We start from the raw sequence: 18010 nt of genomic DNA, 5'->3' as shown, positions 1-18010 counted from the left end.
GGTAGACCGGCAGTCGACGGACAGACCCGTGCCCTCCCGCCGGTCAGCGGGAGGCCACGGGTCGTTCGCAGCGCAGGTGCTCAGTGGGTGAGGATCTGCGACAGCACCTCGTGCACGTACGTGTTCTGGTGCTTGCCGGTGAACTGCTCGGCCAGCGGCCCGTACGCGGTGACCGGCACGTCGACGCCGGTGTGGCCGCTGGTGGTCCAGTCCATGTTGAAGGTGAGGGCACTGCCCTTGATCGGGAACGGCCCGTCCTCGGCCGAGATGCCGTCGCCGGACTCGTCACCGGTGCCGGTGTCCTCGACGGTCAGCCCGCCGCAGTCGTGGTCGCCGGTCACCACGACCAGGGTGTCCCGGTGGGTGGCCGCGTAGTTGCGGGCCACGACGACCGCCTTCTCCAGCTCGCCCATGGTCTGGAGGACCCGGGTGGAGTTGTTCTCGTGCGAGAACTCGTCGATGCCCTCCTCCTCGACGAACAGGAAGAAGCCCTTCTTGTTGCTCGACAGGGTGTCCAGGGCCTTGGCCGTCATCGTCGCCAGGCTCGCGGGCGGGTTGTAGAGGTCACCCTCGCCTTCGGGCCGCTGCTGGAACAGTTCCTCGTTGCCGAACAGGCCCAGCAGCTTGCCGCCCTTGGCCTTCTGCAGCTGCTCGGCGGTGGAGACGTACTGGTAGCCGGACCGGCGGGCCTCGGCGATCAGGTTGCCCTTGGTGCCCTTGCTGGCCTCGGCGGGGTCCTCGGCCGGGTTGTCGGGGTACGCGCCGGCGGTGCCGGCGGGCAGCCACCAGTCCTCGCCGCCGCCCAGAATGACGTCCGGCTTCGACACCTCGATGTACTGCCGGGCGATCTCGTCCTGGGCCGACCGGTTGGCCGTGTTGGCGAAGAACGCCGCCGGGCTCGCATCGGTGACCTGGGCGGTGGTGACCAGGCCGGTCGCCTTGCCGTTCGCCTTGGCCTGGGCGCCGAGCACCGGCAGCGGGTTGCCGTCGACGTCCACGCCGATGGCGCCGTTGTAGGTCTTCTCCCCGGTCGACCAGGCCGTGGCGGCCGCCGCCGAGTCGGTGATCGGGCTCTTCGGATCGTGCGGCGTCGTGTTGAGCTGCCCCGACACGGGCAGCTTGTCCATGTTCAGCTGACCGTCGAGGCCGGCCAGGTAGAGCCGGGCCGCCTCCCGGTGCGCGGCGGACATGCCGTCGCCATTGATGAAGATGACGTTGCGGGCCTTGCCCTTGCCGGCGGCTCCGACCGACTGCAACGGGTTGAGCAGGGTCATCCCGGTCGCGGCGACGGCGCCGGCGAGCACCGGGGCCACCAGCCACCGAACGGTACGGGAAGTCACGTGGTTCCTCCTGGCGGATTGGTTTCGAGCACCAACCAACAGCAGGAAGGGAGTTACTGGCTGTCCAGCAGGTTAATGACCGGTCCCGGTTGGGAGACTTTTTGCTGCTCGGCGTAGCTCGACCGGCTGGGCCGGGGCCCCGTCCACCGGCGCCGGGTCATCCGGGGTGGGGGCGATGCCCGCCGCGGCGATCCGGTCCAACGTCGCCAGGCCGGCACTGTCCACCGAACCGAACACCGCGTAGTTGGGCCGCAGCACCGAATCGGCGTACACCAGGAAGAACTGACTGCCGTTGGTGTCCGGGCCGGCGTTGGCCATCGCCAGGGTGCCCCGGGGATAGATCCGGCGCTCTCCGGTCGGGTCGGTGGGCGCCGGCGGCAGGTCGGTGGGCAGCTCGTCGGCGTACCGGTACCCCGGACCGCCCTCACCGGTGCCGGTGGGGTCTCCGCACTGCAGGACCTTCAGCGTGCTGTAGGCGGTGAGCCGGTGGCAGATGGTCCGGTCGTAGAACCGGTGCCGGGTCAGGTGCAGGAAGCTCTGCACGGTACAGGGTGCCTGCTCCCGGTCCAGGGTGAGCCCGATCGGACCCTGGTTGGTGCGCAGGGTCACCCGTACCGTCCCCCGGCTGGGGGTGTGTCGCGGATCCGGCGGCAGCGGTACCGGCCGGGCCGCCGGCTCGTCCGGAGTCTCGGTGTACGCGCACGGACCGTGCGTGGTCCTCGGCGGCGGCGCTGCGGTCGCGCCGGCCCCGACGGCGCTCCCGGCGGTCGCGCCGGTCCCGGTGTCGGCGGGTACGGCCGCTGCCGCGCCCCCGCTCGCCAGCAGCGCGGCCGTGGTCAGGGCCGTGACGGCGAGGGCGGGCAGCGCGTACCGGCTGCGGTGGCTCGGGGCCGTACCCGGGGAAACCGGTCGGGGATCGCTCGACACTGGGCATCCTCCTGCTCTGGGGCCAATGGTCGCAGTCTATGGGGATGCCGGCCGGAACGCGGGGCCGCCGCCCTACGCCGGCTTACGGACCACCCGATAACGCAGGTGGACGACGTCCTTGCCCTCGATGATCGAGTACGGTCCGGCCAGCTCGACGGGTCCGCTCGCCAGCGTGCCGAAGAACGGCGTACCGGCACCGAGGATGAACGGTGCCAGGTCGACGTGAACCTCGTCGACGAGGCCCGCGTCCAGGCACTGCCGGGCGATGGTGCCACCGTTCACCCCGACCCACCTGCCGCCGGCCAGTTCCCGGGCCCGCTCGACCGCCGCCTCGACCCCCTCGGTGACGAACACGAAGTTCTCATCCGCCACCGGCCGGTCGGTGGGCAGTCGGTGGGTGAGGACCACCACCGGCACATCCAGGGGGTGCCGGCCATCCCAGCCGCCGGTCAGGTCGTACAGGTGCCGACCCACCACCAGCGCGCCGAGCTGACCCATCAGCTCACGCAGGTGTTCCGCGCTGGCCGGTGTGGTCCGGAAGGTGAGTTCGGGGTTGAGGTTCGGCGTCTCGACGTCGCCGTTGCGGTACCACCGGAACAGCAGGTCGAACCCGCTGTCGTTCGGGCCGGCGATGTAGCCGTCGATGGACATCGTGGCGCCGGTCATGACCTTGCTCATCGTGGAACTCCGTCTCCTCGGGGGTGCCATCACCAATACGTCGATCGGCACAGCGCCCCGGAGGACACGGGACGGAAACTAGTTCAGGACCATCCGTGGTCCCGGCGCAGCGCGGCACTGACCCGGTCGAAGCGAGCCTGGTCCAGGATGGCCCCCTCGCGGCGGATCCCGTCCTCGCGCATCGTGAGCACCCGGTCCAGGCGTACCCAGCTCGGCCGGTTGTCCCGGTCCCAGTCACCGGGCCCGAGGGCCAGCCAGTTGCGCTGGCCCTGGCGCTCGCTCTGGCTGGACAGCATCAGGCCGAAGAGCGTGCGGCTGGACCGGCCCACCACGAGCACCGGGCGGTCCTTGCCCTGCCGCGGGTCGTCCTCGTACGCCACCCAGGTCCAGACGACCTCGCCGGGGTCGGCGCGCCCGTCCAGCTCGGGGGCGTAGACGAGCTGTCGGCGTTGCAGGGCGGCGACCTGCCGACGACGGGCCGGCTGGGCCGGAATCCGCCCGGCGGGAGCGGGCGCACCGCGTCCGACGATCCGACTCACCTTTGCCGCGACACCGCTGAAGACCCTCGTCACGGCGGGCAGCCTACCGACGATCACCGCCCGTCGCGCGCCGGGCGGACGGGTGCGGACCGCCGCGACCGAGCGGGTACGCGGGCCGGCGCCGTACTGGCAGAGCTACACCTACACGCTCGGGGGCGCCCGGAAGCGGCTTGTCGAGCACGCGACGACCAAGGGCGACAAGGTCCTGGCCTCCGACCCGCAGACGGGTAAGCGGTCGGAGCGGCAGGTCACCGCCCTGCACACCAACCACGACCGGGATCTCGCGGACGTGACCGGCAAGGACGCCAGGACCGGCGCCAAGATGGTCCTGCACACAACCTGGCACCACCCGTTCTGGTCCGTCACCAAGCACGCCTGGATGGAGGCCGCCGACCTGGTGTCCGGCGACCAGTTGCGGGACGCGAACGGCCGGACCAGCCGGCTCGTTGTCAGCGTCAAGACCTGGACCGGCCTGCACTGGATGAACGACCTCACGGTCGCGGACGTCCACACGTACTATGTGCTCGCCGGCACCACGCCGGTGCTGGTACACAACTGCGGTACCGGTGAAATTTCCGACGCGGTAATGAACGACCACATTCTTCCTCGCCACTCCCTCGAGCAAGACCACTTGTATCCTGAGTTCGCAGTGAAGAGTAAGTTCGCCGAGGGAACAACCCCGGAGCAAATTAGGGAGTGGTCGCGGGACGCGATGAATTCTCCTATGGACAAGATAAGCATGAATAATGGCGCGCACCGGCACCTGTTTGATACGGGGGAAGAGATTGGTTTTGACGGCGAGCGGCACGTCGCGGTATGGGTTGAGAATGGTCAAGTGACAAGCGTTCATCCGGAGTTTCTATGATAAATGTGCAGGTGAGGGCGGCATCCGGTGCGATTGTGTCGGACGAAACCGGTCCTGGTGTGGACAATTTCTTCCAAGCCGACGCTGCGCAATACCCCTTGCTCGCCCATATAGTTCCGTGGTCCGACACCGTTTTCAATCGAAGTCAGATCGGTGCGCTTCTGCTGGAGCTTGATCGATACGAAGGAGACTTAGATGTAAACCCAAATAGCGACGACTTCGACTGGTTACGGAACGCTTGTCGCGTCGCGGATGAGGAGCCGCATCGGATGCTCTGGTTCGTTGGTGACTGACGCGCGGATCTGGCGTCCGAAGGTAAGAGCGCCAGGCTGTTTGGGCGGGCGACGTGCATACACAGCGTGACTGTCGAACGCGCGGGGGCGTGGCAGTCGGCCGGGGTTGCCGTCATCGTTGCCGTCACGCGGGATTATAGATCGTCAATTATCGATGCTATTTATCTGTGCTCGATGGCGGACAGGTGGGGCGCAGTCGAGGGCGGCTCGGTGTCGGTGGCGTGCGCGCGGGGCCGTAGGTCGTAGCGCGTGCGCGCGGCCCGGCCATTCCCCGGGCCGTCTTGATCCTGTAGAGCAGTTTTGAGCCTGTCGGATCTTGGCGTGCTGGTTGAGCTATGCGATGGCGGCGATGTCGCCGTCGTCGAAGTAGATGGCTTGGTGCAGACGTCCGCCGAGGGCGGTGGCGTATCGGGCGACGACGTCCTGGCCGGAGATCTTGCCCTGTTCGATCTGGGACACGCGGCCCTTGGTGACGCCCATGCGGTCGGCCACCTGCTGTTGCGTCAGACCCCGCGCGCGGCGTACCTCGGCGAGGCGGTGTCCGACCACGGTGGCGAGAAGTTCCTGCTTGCCTTCCTCGACGGCCTGCTCGCCGCCTGCGCGCTCGACGTGGGTGGTGCGGATGTCGTTCCAGCGTGTGTAGCTGCTCATGGCTGTCGGCCCTCCTCGTTCGCGCGTTCCTTGAGGTAGGTCTCGTAGCGTTGCTCGGCCAGGGGGATCGCTTCGGTGTACCACTGCTGCCATCGTCCGGCCTTGTCTCCGGCGACGAGCAGGATGCTGGAGCGCCATGGGTCGAAGGCGAACAGGATGCGGACGGTGCCGGGGCGTAGCTCTTTGAGGTTGGCGATCGAGGATCCGTGGATGGTGTCGACCAGTGGCCGGCCGAGCCCGGGGCCGGCTTCGGCGAGCAGGTCGCGATGTTCCGCAGATCTTGGCGCTCCAGTGCCAGGAACCCGAAGTGGACTGTCGCGGCCTCGGAAGCCGCGGAACGCGCGCGGGATCTGGCGGGTCGTGGGGCACGGGCGGGAAGCCTTCACCTGCTTCAGGCCGCCTTGTTGAGCAACGAGGAAGACAGTGCGGGCATCCTCCGCTCTCAAGGGCTGGACCCGGCGAAGGTCCGCTCAGATATCGCACAGCGGTTGGGCTGATCCAGCGTAACGGACGAGGCGGGTCCAATGCGCGGCGTCGTTATGCAACGCAACCGACCAACCCAGTGAACGCGCGGGCAGCGTCCGCCGGAGGCGAGGTGGGCGCGTAGGAACGCGGGGCCGAGCGGGGTTCTCTGTCTCGACGGCGACGTTCCTTACCTACAGTGCAGGAATGCGAGATGAACTGTCCGGGCTGTTCGGCGTCGAGCTGCCGGTGCTGGCTGCACCCATGGCGGGCGGGGCGACCACGCCTGGTTTCGTGTCGGCGGTCTCGGCGGCCGGTGGGCTGGCCTTCCTGGCCGCCGGCTACCAGCCGGCTGAGGTGACGGCCGCCGAGATCGAACGGGTACGCGGCACCGGCCGCCCGTTCGGGGTGAACGTCTTCGCCCCGGCGCCGGTCCCGGTCGACCCCGGCGAGTTCCGGCGGTACGCGAGGCTGATCGAGCCCGAGGGTCGGGATTACGGGCTCGACCTGGGTGCGGCCGGGCCGGTCGAGGATGACGACAGCTGGCGGGCCAAGGTGGACCTGTTGATCAGTTCGCCGGTGCCGGTGGTCAGCTTCACCTTCGGCCTGCCGGACCGGGCCACCCTGACCGCGCTGCGGCGGGCCGGCACCCGAGTGCTACAGACCGTGACCTCCGTGCCCGAGGCGGTGGCCGCCGCCGAGCTGCCGGTGGACGGCCTGATCGTGCAGGGCGCTGAGGCCGGCGCGCACTACGGCACGTTCGCTCCGGATCGGCTCCCGGCCGTCCCGCCGCTGCCGGAACTGGTCGTGGCGGTGCGCCGGGTGACCGGACTGCCGCTGGTGGCGGCCGGCGGCATCGCGGACGGTGCCGGGGTACGCGCCGCGCTGCGGGCCGGAGCGCTCGGCGTCATGGTCGGCACGCTGCTGCTGCGGGCCGACGAGAGCGGCGCCAGCCAGCCGCACAAGGACGCCCTCGCCGATCCCAGACGCACCGGCACCGTGGTCACCCGGGCCTTCACCGGCCGACCGGCCCGCGCGCTGCGCAACGGCTTCATCGACCGGTACGACGCGGCGGCGCCGCTCGGCTATCCGGCGGTGCACCATCTCACCCGGCCGTTGCGCCGGGCCTCCGCGGCGGCGGGTGACCCGGAGCGGTTGCACCTGTGGGCGGGGACCGGTTACCGGCGGGCCCGGGTCGCCTCGGTGGCGGAACTGCTGGTCGAACTGGCCCGCGACCTCTGACCCGCGACTGCAACCCGTCACCGGCGTCCGTCGATCCGACCGGCGTCGGTCGACCCGGCCGGCGTCCGTCGACCCGTCACCGGGCGTGTCATGTGGACCCGTCCGGCGGGCTGGTCGCACCTAGCCGGTGGTGCGCACCTGGCCGGTGGTGCAGGGCGAGCCGTTGAGCGAGAAGAGGCTGGGTGCCGCGTTGCTGCTGGTCCATCGGCCCTGGAAGCCGAACGAGGCGCTCCCATTGGGTGCGATCGTGCCGTTCCAGTTGGCGTTGCGGAATGTCACGACGGCACCCGACTGGGCGTAGCTGGCATTCCACGCCGAGGTGATCCGCTGGTCACCCGGGAAGCCGAACGCCAGGGCCCAGCCGCTGACCGGGCTCGGCCCGGTGTTCCGCACCGTCACCGCGGCGGTGAACCCGCCCGACCACTGGGCCAGCGTCTCGTACGTCACCTGGCAGGTCTGGGTCGGCGGCGCCGGGTCCACCGTGAGGTCGTTGCTGGCGATCGACACGTTGCCGGCGGCGTCGCGGGCCTGGACGACGAAGTAGTTCCCCGCATCCGACCGCAGCGGCACCGAGTAGGACGTCGTGGGCACGGTGGCCAGCAGCGTCCGGGGGGACACACCGTCCCACCGGTAGATGTTGTATCCGGTCACCGCGATGTTGTCGGTGGACGGCGACCAGGACAGGGTCGCGGTGGTGGCGGTGATTTTGGACGCGGTCAGGTTCTCCGGGGCGGTCGGCGGAACGGTGTCGGGGCCGGTGTCCGTGGCCGGGGTGACCACGGTGACCGGCCCCCCGGTCGCCGAGACCAGTCCGTTCACGTCCCTGGCGGTGATCCAGAACCGGTACTGGGTCGCCGGCCGGATGCCCGTGGTGATGGTGGTCGTGGTGACGTTCCCGATCCGGACCTGCGATCCGGTGTCGTCGAGCACCTCGAAGACGGCGATGTCGTACCCGGCGATGGCGCAGCAGCCGGGGGTCGACGCCGTCCAGGTCAGCGTGACCGACGTCGAGGTGACCGTGGCGGTCAGGTTCGTCGGCGGGCTCGGCCGCAACACCGTCGGGGTCGGCTGGGAGGTCGTCAGGGCGTGCGGGGCGGTGTGGAGCGCCGGCGCCGGGCGTACCGCGGATCCGGGTGCGGGCGCCAGCGCGGGTGCCGCCGCCGGTTGTGGCGCCGGCGCGACGCCGGCGCTGGCGGGCAGGGCCGCGACCAGCGCGAATCCCACCACGGCGATCGACCCGACGGCGGCGGCCAGCACCGCCGGCAGGCCCCGACGGAACAACGACTTCGAGTACGCGCCTGACATGTTCCGACCATGCGGCATTAGATCGATGTCCGTCAAGGTCTGATCCTGGTCGATGGACGGGTGGTCCGCCAGCTTCACATCATCGGCTCGAATCGAATCGACAGTCTTGACCATCGTCGACATCGCGGGTACGCGGACCGCCACGGTCGGGGGACGGCGCGCCCAACGGCGGCCTGGGGCGGGGACGGTACGCACCGGATCCGGGCGGCTCTGCCGGGTCCGGTGCACACCGCCGACCGGTGCGAGGTGTCGAGCGGGTCCGTCGCGTCGAGCCGGATCAACCCGGCTGGTTGACGGGCCGGTGGCGCAGCAGGACGGTCCGGTTGTCGAACACCCGCGACTCGACCAGTTCCAGGTTGAGACGTTCCTTGACGCCGGGGAACAGCGGCCGGCCGCCGCCCAGCACCACCGGGTGGACGACGATGTGGAACTCGTCCACCAGTCCCAGCGCCGCGAGGCTGCCGCCCAGTTCGGCGCCGCCGGTGAGCAGCAGGTCACCGCCGGGCTCCCGCTTCAGCGCGGTGGCCTGCTCGGCGAGGTCACCGCTCAGGACCCGGGCGTCCCAGCCGGCCGCACGCATCGTCCGGGAGAACACCACCTTCGGGGTACGCCGCCAGATCGGCGCGAAGGCGATGTCGTGTTCGTGGGTCGACACCGACTCGGCGTCGGGCCAGTAGCTGGCCATCATGTTCCAGACGACCCGGCCGTAGACGAACGTGTCGGCTCGTTCGGTCAGTCCGAGCGAGTAGTCGGACAGCTCCGGTTCCATGGTGGGCCAGTCGAACTCCCCGTTCGGGCCCTCGATGAAGCCGTCGAGCGAGGTGTGAACGTAGTAGTGGAGCTTGCGCATCGGAGTCCTCCGGGAATCGTGTGGTCTGCTTTCACCCGACGGTCGGAGCCGACCCGGCCGGCTCGACATCCCGAGCTGGAATTCTTCGGAGAACTTTCAGCGCGGCACGGAGAGGCGGCCACGGGCGAAGGCGTCCAGCCGCCCCCAGCGGCCCGGGATGTCGAGCAGCTCGATCCGGCCCATGCTCTCCGGCATGGCCGGCTCGACGACGAGGTGACCTCCCCGAGGCTCTATGCCGAGCAGCACGCGCAACAGCAACAGCGGCGCCCCGCTGGCGGTGGCGTACGGCGCACCGATCCCGGGGTGCGTGGCCGGATACTTGGTGAGCCGCCGGTCGTATCCGGCGAAGGCCGCCGGCAGCCGGCCGTCGAAGTAGGTGGCGGCCGACATGATGCCCTCGGCGATCCGGGCGGCGGCCCCGGAGTAGCCGTACCGGCGCAGGCCCCAGGCGATGAACGAGTTGTCGAACGGCCAGACCATCCCGGTGTGGCTGCCGATCGGGTTGTAACGGCGGCTGTCGGTGGCGAGCGTCCGGACGCCCCAGCCCGAGTAGAGCCGGTCGCTCATCAGGTGCTCGACGACCCGCCCCGCTCGGTCGACCTCGACGATGCCGCTCCACAGCAGGTGGCCGATGTTGGAGGTGAGGCTGTCCACGGGCGTCCCGTCGGCCTCCAGCGCCACCGCGAAGTACTCCCGGTCGGCCAGCCAGAAGTCCTTGTTGAACCGCTCCTTGAGCTGCGCGGCCTCCCGTTCCAGCCGGTCGGCGTACTCCGGGTCGTTCCAGAACCGGCGGGCCAGCCGGGCCGCCCGGCACTTGGCGTCGTAGGCGTACCCCTGCAACTCGCAGGTGGCCAGGGGATAGCCGGGCAGCCGCCCATCGCGGTAGGAGATCGCGTCGGGTGAGGTTTTCCAGCACTGGTTGAGCAGACCGCTGCGCTCGTTGCGACGCCGGTACGCCACGTACCCGAGACCGGTCAGATCCGCGTAGCGGTCGATCCAGTCGATCGCCAGGCGTGCCTCGTACTCCATCTCGTGGACCATGTTGGCGTCGCCGGTCCAGCGTTCGTACTCGTCGAGCAGGATCACGAACAGCGGGGTGGTGTCGGCGGCGCCGTAGTACGAGGCGTGCGGACGGTCCTCGAAGGCGGCGCTCTCGCCGTACCGGATCTCGGCGAGCATCTTGCCGGGCTCCTCCTCCCGGAAGTCGTCGACCACCGTGCCGTGGCCGAGGGCCAGGATCTTCAGGGTGGGTTGGCAGAGCTGCGGGGTGAACGGCACCGTCTGTAGGCAGGTGAGCAGCGCGTCCCGGCCGATGAAGGTCATGAACCACGGCAGGCCGGCGACCGGCAACCGTTCCCGGAACGTCAGGGTGGCGTAGCGCAGCGCGCCGAGATCCACCAGACTGCGCCGGTACGTCGTGCTCAGCGACGCCGACGGAGTGACCAGCCGGGGTGCCTGCCGGAGCCATTCTTCCAACTCGGCGCGCATCTCCGGCCGTTCCCGGCCCTGGTGCGCGGCCAGGCTGGCGCGGATGTCCCGGCCCCGGGCGCCCCGCACGACCGTCTGGACCTGGAGGCTGGTACGCCAGCTGCCGTGCGGATCGATCCGGATGTCGAACGTCATGCCCCGCTCGTCCACCTCGGCCGGCATCGTGCTGGACACGATGGTCTCCCGGGTGAAGGTCTCCCGTTCATAGCTCAGCCGAAGGTGGCCCTCCTCCACCACTGCCCGCGTCGTGCCCCGTCGGGGCTCCGGCCCGTAGCCGCTGCGCATCTCGACGGTGTCGGCGAAGTCGCTGGCCATGTCGATCCGTACCCGCAGATCCATCGGTGCCGAATCGTGGTTGAGTACGGTCAGGTCCTCGTCGAAGCTGGCCCCCACCCAACGGTGCCGGATCACCGAGACCTTGGCGTCCACGTAGTGCGTCGCGGCGCCGGGGACCAGGAAGAACCGGGCCTCGAAGTAGCTGATGTCGTCCACCGACAGGCTGTGCAGGTTCTCCCCGTCGAGCGTCAGCTCCCAACGCGACATGTGGCGGGTGTCGAAGGAGTACAGGCCCAGGGGGGTGCTCTCGTCCAGCCGGATGTCGCCGCGATCGTCGCTGAGGACGAAGGTGTTGCCGTCGAGGATGGCGACGGGGTTCGGGTCCACCGCTCAGCCCTCCGGGTGTGACCACGCGAGCCGGTCGGGCCGCAGATCCGTCGACATCAGCTCGCGCAACGGGGCCATCAGCGCCAGATCACCCTCGACGGTGATCAGGTTGCGCCAGATCGCGGCGTAGAGCCCGTACCGGTTGGCCACCACCGCGGCGAAGTGGTCCTGCTGGACCCGGACCACGCAGCCCGTCTCCCGGTCCTCCCGCAGCACCCGGACCTGTCCCCGGTCGATCTCCAACAGATAGTGCTCGTCGACATGATCGAGGGCCAGGTCGAACCGGATCGTCCCGGAGTACTTCCCGGGCAGCAGATCCGGCCCGTGCCGATCGATGTCGGCGAAGAACCGTTCGACCGCTTCGATCATCCGCCCTCCCCGCCGCCCTCTCACCGCGCCACCGGTGGCTGCCAGCACCTGCCCAGTGCGTGTACCGACGGCACCTGCCCGGTGCGTGTACCGACGGCACCTGCCCGGTGCGTGGTACCCCGGCGCCCGCCTGGTGCGCTGTCGGTGCCCCCGCAGCGTCGCCGCCGGCGGGGTGAGCCGGCAATCACCCGAACCGGGTGACCCCGGGGCGGCGGTATCCAAGACCTCAGGGCGGCGCCCAGCCGGGGCGTTAGGAAGGGCCCCCTGCTATCCGAAAAGCGATAACAGGGGGCCCTTCCTTGTGTCGGGTTACACGAGGGCTTCGGCGGGCCGGAGCGCCAGCGCGAGGACGTCCGCCACGTCGGCCAGGGTGTGGATGGTCAACGCCTCCCGCACCTCGGTGGGCAGGTCGTCCAGGTCCGGCTCGTTCCGGGCCGGGATGATCACCTCGGTGAGGCCGGCCCGGTGGGCCGCGAGCAGTTTCTGCTTGACCCCACCGATCGGCAGCACCCGACCGGAGAGCGTGACCTCACCGGTCATCCCGAACTCGGGGCGTACCGGCCGGCCACTGGCCAGCGAGGCCAGCGCGGTGACCATGGTGATGCCGGCGCTCGGGCCGTCCTTCGGCACCGCTCCCGCCGGTACGTGCAGGTGGATCCGCCGCCCGGCCAGGGCGTTCGGGTCCAGACCGAACCGGCGGCCGTTGGACCGCAGGTACGACAGGGCGATGTGCGCCGACTCCTTCATCACCTCACCGAGTTGCCCGGTGAGGGTCAGTCCCGGCTCGCCCTCCATCGAGGTGGCCTCGATGAACAGCACGTCCCCGCCGGCACCGGTCACCGCCAGCCCGGTCGCCACGCCGGGCACCGCGGTCCGCTCGGCCGACTCGGGCGTGAACTTGGGCCGGCCCAGGTAGCGGGTCAGGTTGTCCACGTCGACCTGGATCGGGGTGGAGTCGGTGGCCAGGGCGACGGCCGCCTTGCGGAGGATCTTGGCGAGTGCCCGTTCGAGCTGCCGTACGCCGGCCTCCCGGGTGTGCTCGCCGGCGATCCGCGCCAGCGCGGACTCGGCCACGGTCACCTCCTCGGCAGTCAGCCCGGCCCGCTCCAGCTGCCGGGGCAGCAGGTGGTCCCGGGCGATGGCGACCTTCTCGTCCTCGGTGTAGCCGTCCAGCGTGACCAGTTCCATCCGGTCCAGCAGCGGGCCGGGGATGGCCTCCACCACGTTCGCGGTGGCCAGGAACAGCACGTCGGACAGGTCGAGGTCGACCTCCAGGTAGTGGTCCCGGAAGGTGTGGTTCTGCGCCGGGTCGAGCACCTCGAGCAGTGCCGCCGCCGGGTCGCCCGCGTACCCCGCCGAGACCTTGTCGACCTCGTCGAGCAGCACGACCGGGTTCATCGAGCCCGCCTCGCGCAGCGCCCGGACGATCCGGCCGGGCAGCGCGCCGACGTACGTCCGACGGTGGCCGCGGATCTCGGCCTCGTCGCGGATGCCGCCGAGCGAGACCCGGACGAACTTCCGGCCCAGCGCGCGGGCCACCGACTCGCCGAGGCTGGTCTTGCCGACGCCGGGCGGACCGGCGAGGGCGAGCACCGCACCCGAGCCGCGTCCGCCGACCACGCCGAGGTTGCGCTCGGCGCGCCGGTTGCGCACCGCCAGGTACTCCATGATCCGGTCCTTCACGTCGGCCAGGCCGGCGTGGTCGGCGTCCAGCACCGCACGGGCCGCGCCGAGGTCGGTGTTGTCCTCGGTACGGGTCGTCCACGGCATCTCCAGCACCGTGTCCAACCAGGTGCGGATCCAGCCGGCCTCCGGTGACTGGTCACTGGAGCGCTCCAGCTTGCCGACCTCGCGCAGCGCCGCCTCGCGTACCTTTTCCGGCAGGTCGGCGGCCTCCACCCGGGACCGGTAGTCGGCCGAGCCGTCCGGTTCCTCCTCGCCGAGTTCCTTGCGGATCGCGGCGAGTTGCTGGCGGAGCAGGAACTCCCGTTGGGACTTCTCCAGCCCCTCCCGGACGTCGTTGTTGATCCGCTCGCTGACCTCCTGCTCGGCCAGGTGCTCGCGAACCCAACCGACCAGCAGTTCCAGCCGGGCCGTCACGTCGGGCGCGGAGAGCAGTTCGATCTTCTGGTCGAGGGTGAGCCACGGGGCGTAGCCGGCGGAGTCGGCCAGCTCGCCGAGGTCGGTCATCCGCTCCATCGCGTCGATGACCTGCCACGCTCCGCGCTCGGAGAGCACGGACGTCATGAGGGCCCGGTACTCGCGGGCCAGATCCTTCGCCTTGCCGGCCGGCGCCGGCTCGTCGAGCACGGTGGCCTCGACCCAGAGCGCGGCACCCGGGCCGGGCACGCCGGCTCCGATGCGGGCCCGGGAGATGCCCCGGATCACCGCGGCCGGTTCGCCGCTGGGCAGCCGGCCCACCTTGTCGAGGTGGGCGACCGTGCCCACCGAGCCGTACTCGCCGTCGACCCGGGGCACGGCCAGCAGGGTCTTGTCACCGGTGGCGCGGGCCGCGTCCACGGCGGCCTGGGTGGTGGGGTCGAGGGTGACCGGGATGGTCATCCCGGGCAGCAGGACGGCGTCGGTCAGGGGCAGGACGGGAAGCGTTGCCATCACACACACCTGCAATTCCGTTTGTTGAGCGTGCCAGGCTCAAGTTACAAACGGTGGCCCATGTTCCCGTTCGTCTACCTGGTGTGACCCAGGACACTTTTGGTGTCGGCCCGGCGACGGGTCCGGTGCGCTCCGCCCCGGCGGGTCCGGCGCAGCGCCGGCACCAGCAGCACCGCCGCCAGCACCGTGCCCGCGCCGACGGCACCGAGCAGCCCGCCCGGTCCACCCGGCACCCCGCCCGTGGGCCGGCTGGCCGCGGCCGGTTCGAGCGACGCGGCCGGCTCGGCGCCGCCCGGCGGCACCGCCGGCGAACCCGTCGGCCCGGCCGGCGGCCGGCCCGGCCCGGTCGGCTTCGCGGCGGCAGTCGGGGTCGTCCGGGAGGGTTCACGGGCGCCGCCCGCCGAACCGGACCCGCTGAACATCACGTCCGAGCAGGAGTAGTACGTGTCCGGCGTGCTGCTGGTCTGCCAGACGGTGAAGAGCAGCTGTGCCCCGGTCCGATCCGCCGGCAGGGTGCCGCGGATCTGGTAGGCGCCGTTCACCAGCGGGGGATCGGTCACCGTGAGAAACGGCCGGGAGGCCAGATCGCCCCAGCTCAGCGGCTGGGTGCGGTCGTACCACTGGCGGGTCAGATAGAACCGGAAGCTGCCGCGGTGCGGGATGGACGCCCGGTACCGGAAGGTGATCGTGGCGCCCGGGGTGAGCAGCGTGCTCGGCCAGTCGGTCCGGGCCAGGTCCAGGCCGCGGAACCGGTCCAGGCCACCGCTGCACAGGTGCCCGTCCGGGATGAGCTGCCGGTCGCGGCCATTCACCCCCGGCACCCGTACGTCGTCCCAGGCCGACACGTCGGTGCCGGCCGCGAGCGCGGCCCGGCAGGCCGCGGCGCCGGCCGACCTGCCGTCGGGGGCGCAGGCCGCCGCCCGGCTGACCGGGCGGTCGAGGGCGCCGTGCGCGGCGGCGGGCGTTCCGGGTACGGCCAGCAGCGGCGCGGCGAGCAGCAGCAGCGGGGCGAGGCCGGCGGCCAGCCGGCGGGGCGCGATGGTCACACCTGCTGGTACGGGAAATCAGCACTGATCGTTCGATCGAGTCGACGGACAGTGGCGATGTCGACGGACCGTGGCGATGTCGACGGACGGTGGCGATCAGTCGTCGGAGGATGGCGGTCAGTCGTCGGACGGTGCCGGCCGCCCCACGGCGGTACGTTCGATCCGGTCGAGCGACACGAGGAGGCCAGCGTGAGCCAGGAAGTCCGGGGCGTCATCTCCCGCGCCAAGGGAGCACCGGTCGAGGTGGTGACCATCGTGGTGCCCGATCCCGGGCCGGGGGAGGCGGTGGTCCGGGTCCAGACGTGCGGGGTGTGCCACACCGACCTGCACTACCGGGAGGGCGGCATCAGTGACGACTACCCGTTCCTGCTGGGCCACGAGGCGGCCGGGATCGTCGAGGAGGTGGGCGACGGGGTGACCGAGGTGGCACCGGGTGACTTCGTGGTGCTGAACTGGCGGGCGGTCTGCGGCACCTGCCGGGCCTGCCGCCGGGGCCGGCCGTGGTACTGCTTCGCCACCCACAACGCGGCGCGGAAGATGACCCTCACCGACGGCACCGAACTGAGCCCGGCGCTGGGGATCGGCGCGTTCGCCGAACGGACCCTGGTACACGCCGGGCAGTGCACGAAGGTGGACCCGTCGGCCCGGCCGGCCGCCGTGGGGTTGCTGGGCTGCGGCGTGATGGCCGGACTGGGAGCCGCGATGAACACCGGCGGCGTCACCCGGGGCGACTCGGTCGCGGTGATCGGCTGCGGTGGGGTGGGCGACGGCGCGGTGGCCGGTGCGGCGCTGGCCGGGGCCACCACGATCATCGCGGTCGACACCGACCCCCGGAAGCTGGACTGGGCGCGCGGCTTCGGCGCCACGCACACCGTGAACGCCCGGGAGACCGACCCGGTCGAGGCGATCCGCGAACTGACCGGCGGGTTCGGCGCCGACGTGGTGATCGACGCGGTGGGTCGACCGGAGACCTGGAAGCAGGCGTTCTATGCCCGCGACCTGGCCGGCACCGTGGTCCTGGTCGGGGTGCCCACCCCGGAGATGAAGATCGAACTGCCGCTGCTGGACGTCTTCGGCCGGGGTGGCGCGGTCAAGTCGAGTTGGTACGGCGACTGCCTGCCGAGCCGGGACTTCCCGCTGCTCACCGCGCTCTACCAGCAGGGCCGGCTGGATCTGGACGCGTTCGTCAGCGAGGAGATCACGCTCGACGCGGTGGAGGAGGCGTTCGCCAGGATGCACCGGGGTGACGTGCTGCGTTCGGTGGTGATCCTCTGATTTCCTCCCGCGCTTCGCGCATCTGGCCGCGCGGCAGGACCGGCAGCGGGCATGCTCACAGGCAGGCGGCGGTGGAGGTACGGGGTGAAGAGCTACCAGAGCGACTGGACCGAGGAACAGACGGCGGTCTACGACGAGAGCTACGGCATCGGGCAGGACTGGGCGAACGACCCGGAGACACCGTCCGAGGAACTGCAACAGGTGATCAACCTGGCCGAGGCCGACGAGGGCGACCTGGACGGGGTCGAACTGACCTACGAGCCGCTGGTTGACGCGGTGTCGGACGCCACCGGCCGGCTGATCGAGAGCGTGCCCGCCCGGCGCGACGACCCGGGCTTCGCCGGTTTCGTCGACGGTGCCCGGGACGCAGGCGGCGAGGAGGTGTTCGGGTTGTGAGGGCGCTCGGCGCGTACCGCCGGGTTTGTCGAGGCGCGGCGCGGGTAGCCGGCGCCGCCGGTGGCGGAACCGGCGTGGCGCGGGCGGACGGTGCCCGACCCGGGACGGTGAAGGAGGTCCGGCGATGACGCTGGCGATGCGGGCGGTCACCCTGCCCTCCGGGACCCGGATGCCGGTGCTCGGTCAGGGCACCTGGTATCTCGGCGACCACCCGGCCCGGCGGGAGGCCGAGATCGCCACCCTGCGGATCGGGCTGGACCTGGGTCTCACCATGATCGACACCGCCGAGATGTACGGCGACGGCGCCGCCGAGGAAATCGTGGGCGCGGCCATCGCCGGACGGCGGGAGCGGGTCCTGCTGGTCGACAAGGTGATGCCGTCCAACGCCAGCCGGCGCGGCACGGTCCGGGCCTGCGAGCGCAGTCTGCGCCGGCTCGGTACCGACCATATCGACCTCTACCTGCTGCACTGGCGCGGCCGGTACCCGCTGGCCGAGACGATCGAGGCGTTCACCGAACTGGTGGCGGCCGGCAAGATCGGGCAGTGGGGAGTGAGCAACTTCGACGTGTCCGACCTGACCGAGCTGATCACGATCGGCGGCGGCGAAGATTGCGCGGCCAACCAGATCCTCTACAACCTGACCCGGCGGGGACCCGAGTACGACCTGCTGCCGTGGTGCCGGGAACGGGACATCGCCGTCCTGGCGTACTCGCCCATCGAGCAGGGCCGGATCCTCGGCCAACCGGCGGTGCTGCGGGTCGCCGCCCGGCACGGGGTCTCGGCGGCACAGGTGGCCCTGGCCTGGACACTGCGGGCCGACGGCGTCGCGGCCATCCCGCGTACCGGCAACCCGGCCCACGTCCGGGACAACGCCGCGGCGCTCCAGCTCAGCCTCACCGCCCAGGACCTCGCCGAACTGGACCAGGCGTTCCCGCCGCCCACCACCCCCCAACCCCTGGAACTGCTGTAAGGAAGGGCACCTTGTTATCGCTTTTCGTATAGGAAGGG

The 18010-nt window shown here is 70.8% G+C and carries 18 protein-coding genes; 6 read left to right on the top strand and 12 right to left on the bottom strand.

Annotated features, from left to right (window positions below; all coding sequences use genetic code 11):
* Positions 1-80: 80 nt before the first annotated feature.
* The 4 genes from ACXN5W_RS13800 to ACXN5W_RS13785 all read right to left on the bottom strand — a co-directional run bounded on the left by ACXN5W_RS13800 (position 81) and on the right by ACXN5W_RS13785 (position 3517).
* Positions 81-1340, bottom strand: coding sequence for an alkaline phosphatase (locus ACXN5W_RS13800; RefSeq protein ID WP_473158647.1), 1260 nt, complete (start codon positions 1338-1340; stop codon positions 81-83).
* 72 nt (positions 1341-1412) lie between these two features.
* Positions 1413-2267, bottom strand: a complete 855-nt coding sequence (locus ACXN5W_RS13795; RefSeq protein ID WP_473158646.1) for a peptidylprolyl isomerase — start codon at positions 2265-2267, stop codon at positions 1413-1415.
* A gap of 72 nt (positions 2268-2339) precedes the next feature.
* On the bottom strand, positions 2340-2945 hold the full coding sequence (locus ACXN5W_RS13790; RefSeq protein WP_473158645.1) for a dihydrofolate reductase family protein: 606 nt from the start codon (positions 2943-2945) through the stop codon (positions 2340-2342).
* Positions 2946-3028: 83 nt separating this feature from the next.
* Complete coding sequence (locus ACXN5W_RS13785) at positions 3029-3517, bottom strand: type II toxin-antitoxin system PemK/MazF family toxin (RefSeq protein ID WP_473158644.1); 489 nt, start codon at positions 3515-3517, stop codon at positions 3029-3031.
* 49 nt (positions 3518-3566) lie between these two features.
* Here ACXN5W_RS13785 and ACXN5W_RS13780 point away from each other — a divergent pair, with 49 nt between their 5' ends.
* A complete protein-coding gene (locus tag ACXN5W_RS13780; RefSeq protein WP_473158643.1) occupies positions 3567-4349 on the top strand; it encodes a polymorphic toxin-type HINT domain-containing protein in 783 nt (260 codons plus the stop codon).
* An 11-nt stretch (positions 4350-4360) separates the two neighbouring features.
* Complete coding sequence (locus tag ACXN5W_RS13775) at positions 4361-4642, top strand: hypothetical protein (RefSeq protein WP_473158642.1); 282 nt, start codon at positions 4361-4363, stop codon at positions 4640-4642.
* Between the two features lie 333 nt (positions 4643-4975).
* On the opposite strand, the gene ACXN5W_RS13770 is transcribed toward ACXN5W_RS13775, so the two are convergent.
* Together ACXN5W_RS13770 and ACXN5W_RS13765 are read right to left on the bottom strand one after the other, a co-directional pair.
* The gene (locus tag ACXN5W_RS13770) at positions 4976-5293 is read right to left on the bottom strand and encodes a helix-turn-helix domain-containing protein (RefSeq protein WP_473158641.1); all 318 of its coding nucleotides are present in this window, start codon (positions 5291-5293) and stop codon (positions 4976-4978) included.
* On the bottom strand, positions 5290-5739 hold the full coding sequence (locus ACXN5W_RS13765; protein ID WP_473158640.1) for a type II toxin-antitoxin system RelE/ParE family toxin: 450 nt from the start codon (positions 5737-5739) through the stop codon (positions 5290-5292). Before ACXN5W_RS13765 ends, ACXN5W_RS13770 begins: the two co-directional genes overlap by 4 nt.
* A gap of 223 nt (positions 5740-5962) precedes the next feature.
* On the opposite strand from ACXN5W_RS13765, the gene ACXN5W_RS13760 reads away from it, so the two are divergent.
* On the top strand, positions 5963-6997 hold the full coding sequence (locus ACXN5W_RS13760; RefSeq protein WP_473158639.1) for a nitronate monooxygenase: 1035 nt from the start codon (positions 5963-5965) through the stop codon (positions 6995-6997).
* 120 nt (positions 6998-7117) lie between these two features.
* Here the strand turns inward: ACXN5W_RS13760 and ACXN5W_RS13755 are convergent, their stop codons facing one another.
* The 6 genes from ACXN5W_RS13755 to ACXN5W_RS13730 all read right to left on the bottom strand — a co-directional run bounded on the left by ACXN5W_RS13755 (position 7118) and on the right by ACXN5W_RS13730 (position 15331).
* Positions 7118-8302, bottom strand: coding sequence for a cellulose binding domain-containing protein (locus tag ACXN5W_RS13755; RefSeq protein ID WP_473158638.1), 1185 nt, complete (start codon positions 8300-8302; stop codon positions 7118-7120).
* A gap of 277 nt (positions 8303-8579) precedes the next feature.
* Positions 8580-9152, bottom strand: a complete 573-nt coding sequence (locus tag ACXN5W_RS13750; protein ID WP_473158637.1) for a dihydrofolate reductase family protein — start codon at positions 9150-9152, stop codon at positions 8580-8582.
* A gap of 96 nt (positions 9153-9248) precedes the next feature.
* Complete coding sequence (locus ACXN5W_RS13745) at positions 9249-11303, bottom strand: amylo-alpha-1,6-glucosidase (RefSeq protein WP_473158636.1); 2055 nt, start codon at positions 11301-11303, stop codon at positions 9249-9251.
* Positions 11304-11306: 3 nt separating this feature from the next.
* Positions 11307-11672: an SCP2 sterol-binding domain-containing protein gene (locus ACXN5W_RS13740; protein ID WP_473158635.1), complete on the bottom strand. Its 366-nt coding sequence runs from the start codon at positions 11670-11672 to the stop codon at positions 11307-11309.
* A gap of 309 nt (positions 11673-11981) precedes the next feature.
* A complete protein-coding gene (gene lon, locus ACXN5W_RS13735; protein ID WP_473158634.1) occupies positions 11982-14285 on the bottom strand; it encodes an endopeptidase La in 2304 nt (767 codons plus the stop codon).
* A gap of 74 nt (positions 14286-14359) precedes the next feature.
* On the bottom strand, positions 14360-15331 hold the full coding sequence (locus ACXN5W_RS13730) for a lytic polysaccharide monooxygenase auxiliary activity family 9 protein (protein WP_473158633.1): 972 nt from the start codon (positions 15329-15331) through the stop codon (positions 14360-14362).
* 189 nt (positions 15332-15520) lie between these two features.
* Between ACXN5W_RS13730 and ACXN5W_RS13725 the strand changes: the two genes are divergently transcribed.
* From ACXN5W_RS13725 to ACXN5W_RS13715, 3 genes are all read left to right on the top strand, one after another.
* The gene (locus ACXN5W_RS13725; protein ID WP_473158632.1) at positions 15521-16606 is read left to right on the top strand and encodes an S-(hydroxymethyl)mycothiol dehydrogenase; all 1086 of its coding nucleotides are present in this window, start codon (positions 15521-15523) and stop codon (positions 16604-16606) included.
* Positions 16607-16690: 84 nt separating this feature from the next.
* On the top strand, positions 16691-17002 hold the full coding sequence (locus tag ACXN5W_RS13720; RefSeq protein WP_473158631.1) for a hypothetical protein: 312 nt from the start codon (positions 16691-16693) through the stop codon (positions 17000-17002).
* A gap of 124 nt (positions 17003-17126) precedes the next feature.
* Positions 17127-17972 carry an aldo/keto reductase gene (locus ACXN5W_RS13715; protein ID WP_473158630.1) on the top strand — a complete coding sequence of 282 codons (846 nt, stop codon included), beginning with the start codon at positions 17127-17129 and terminating at the stop codon, positions 17970-17972.
* Positions 17973-18010: the final 38 nt, after the last annotated feature.

This window comes from Plantactinospora sp. A48, from assembly GCF_055793945.1.
The sequence above is the reverse complement of the archived record's forward strand: the minus strand, read 5'-3'. Positions and strand labels throughout refer to the sequence as shown.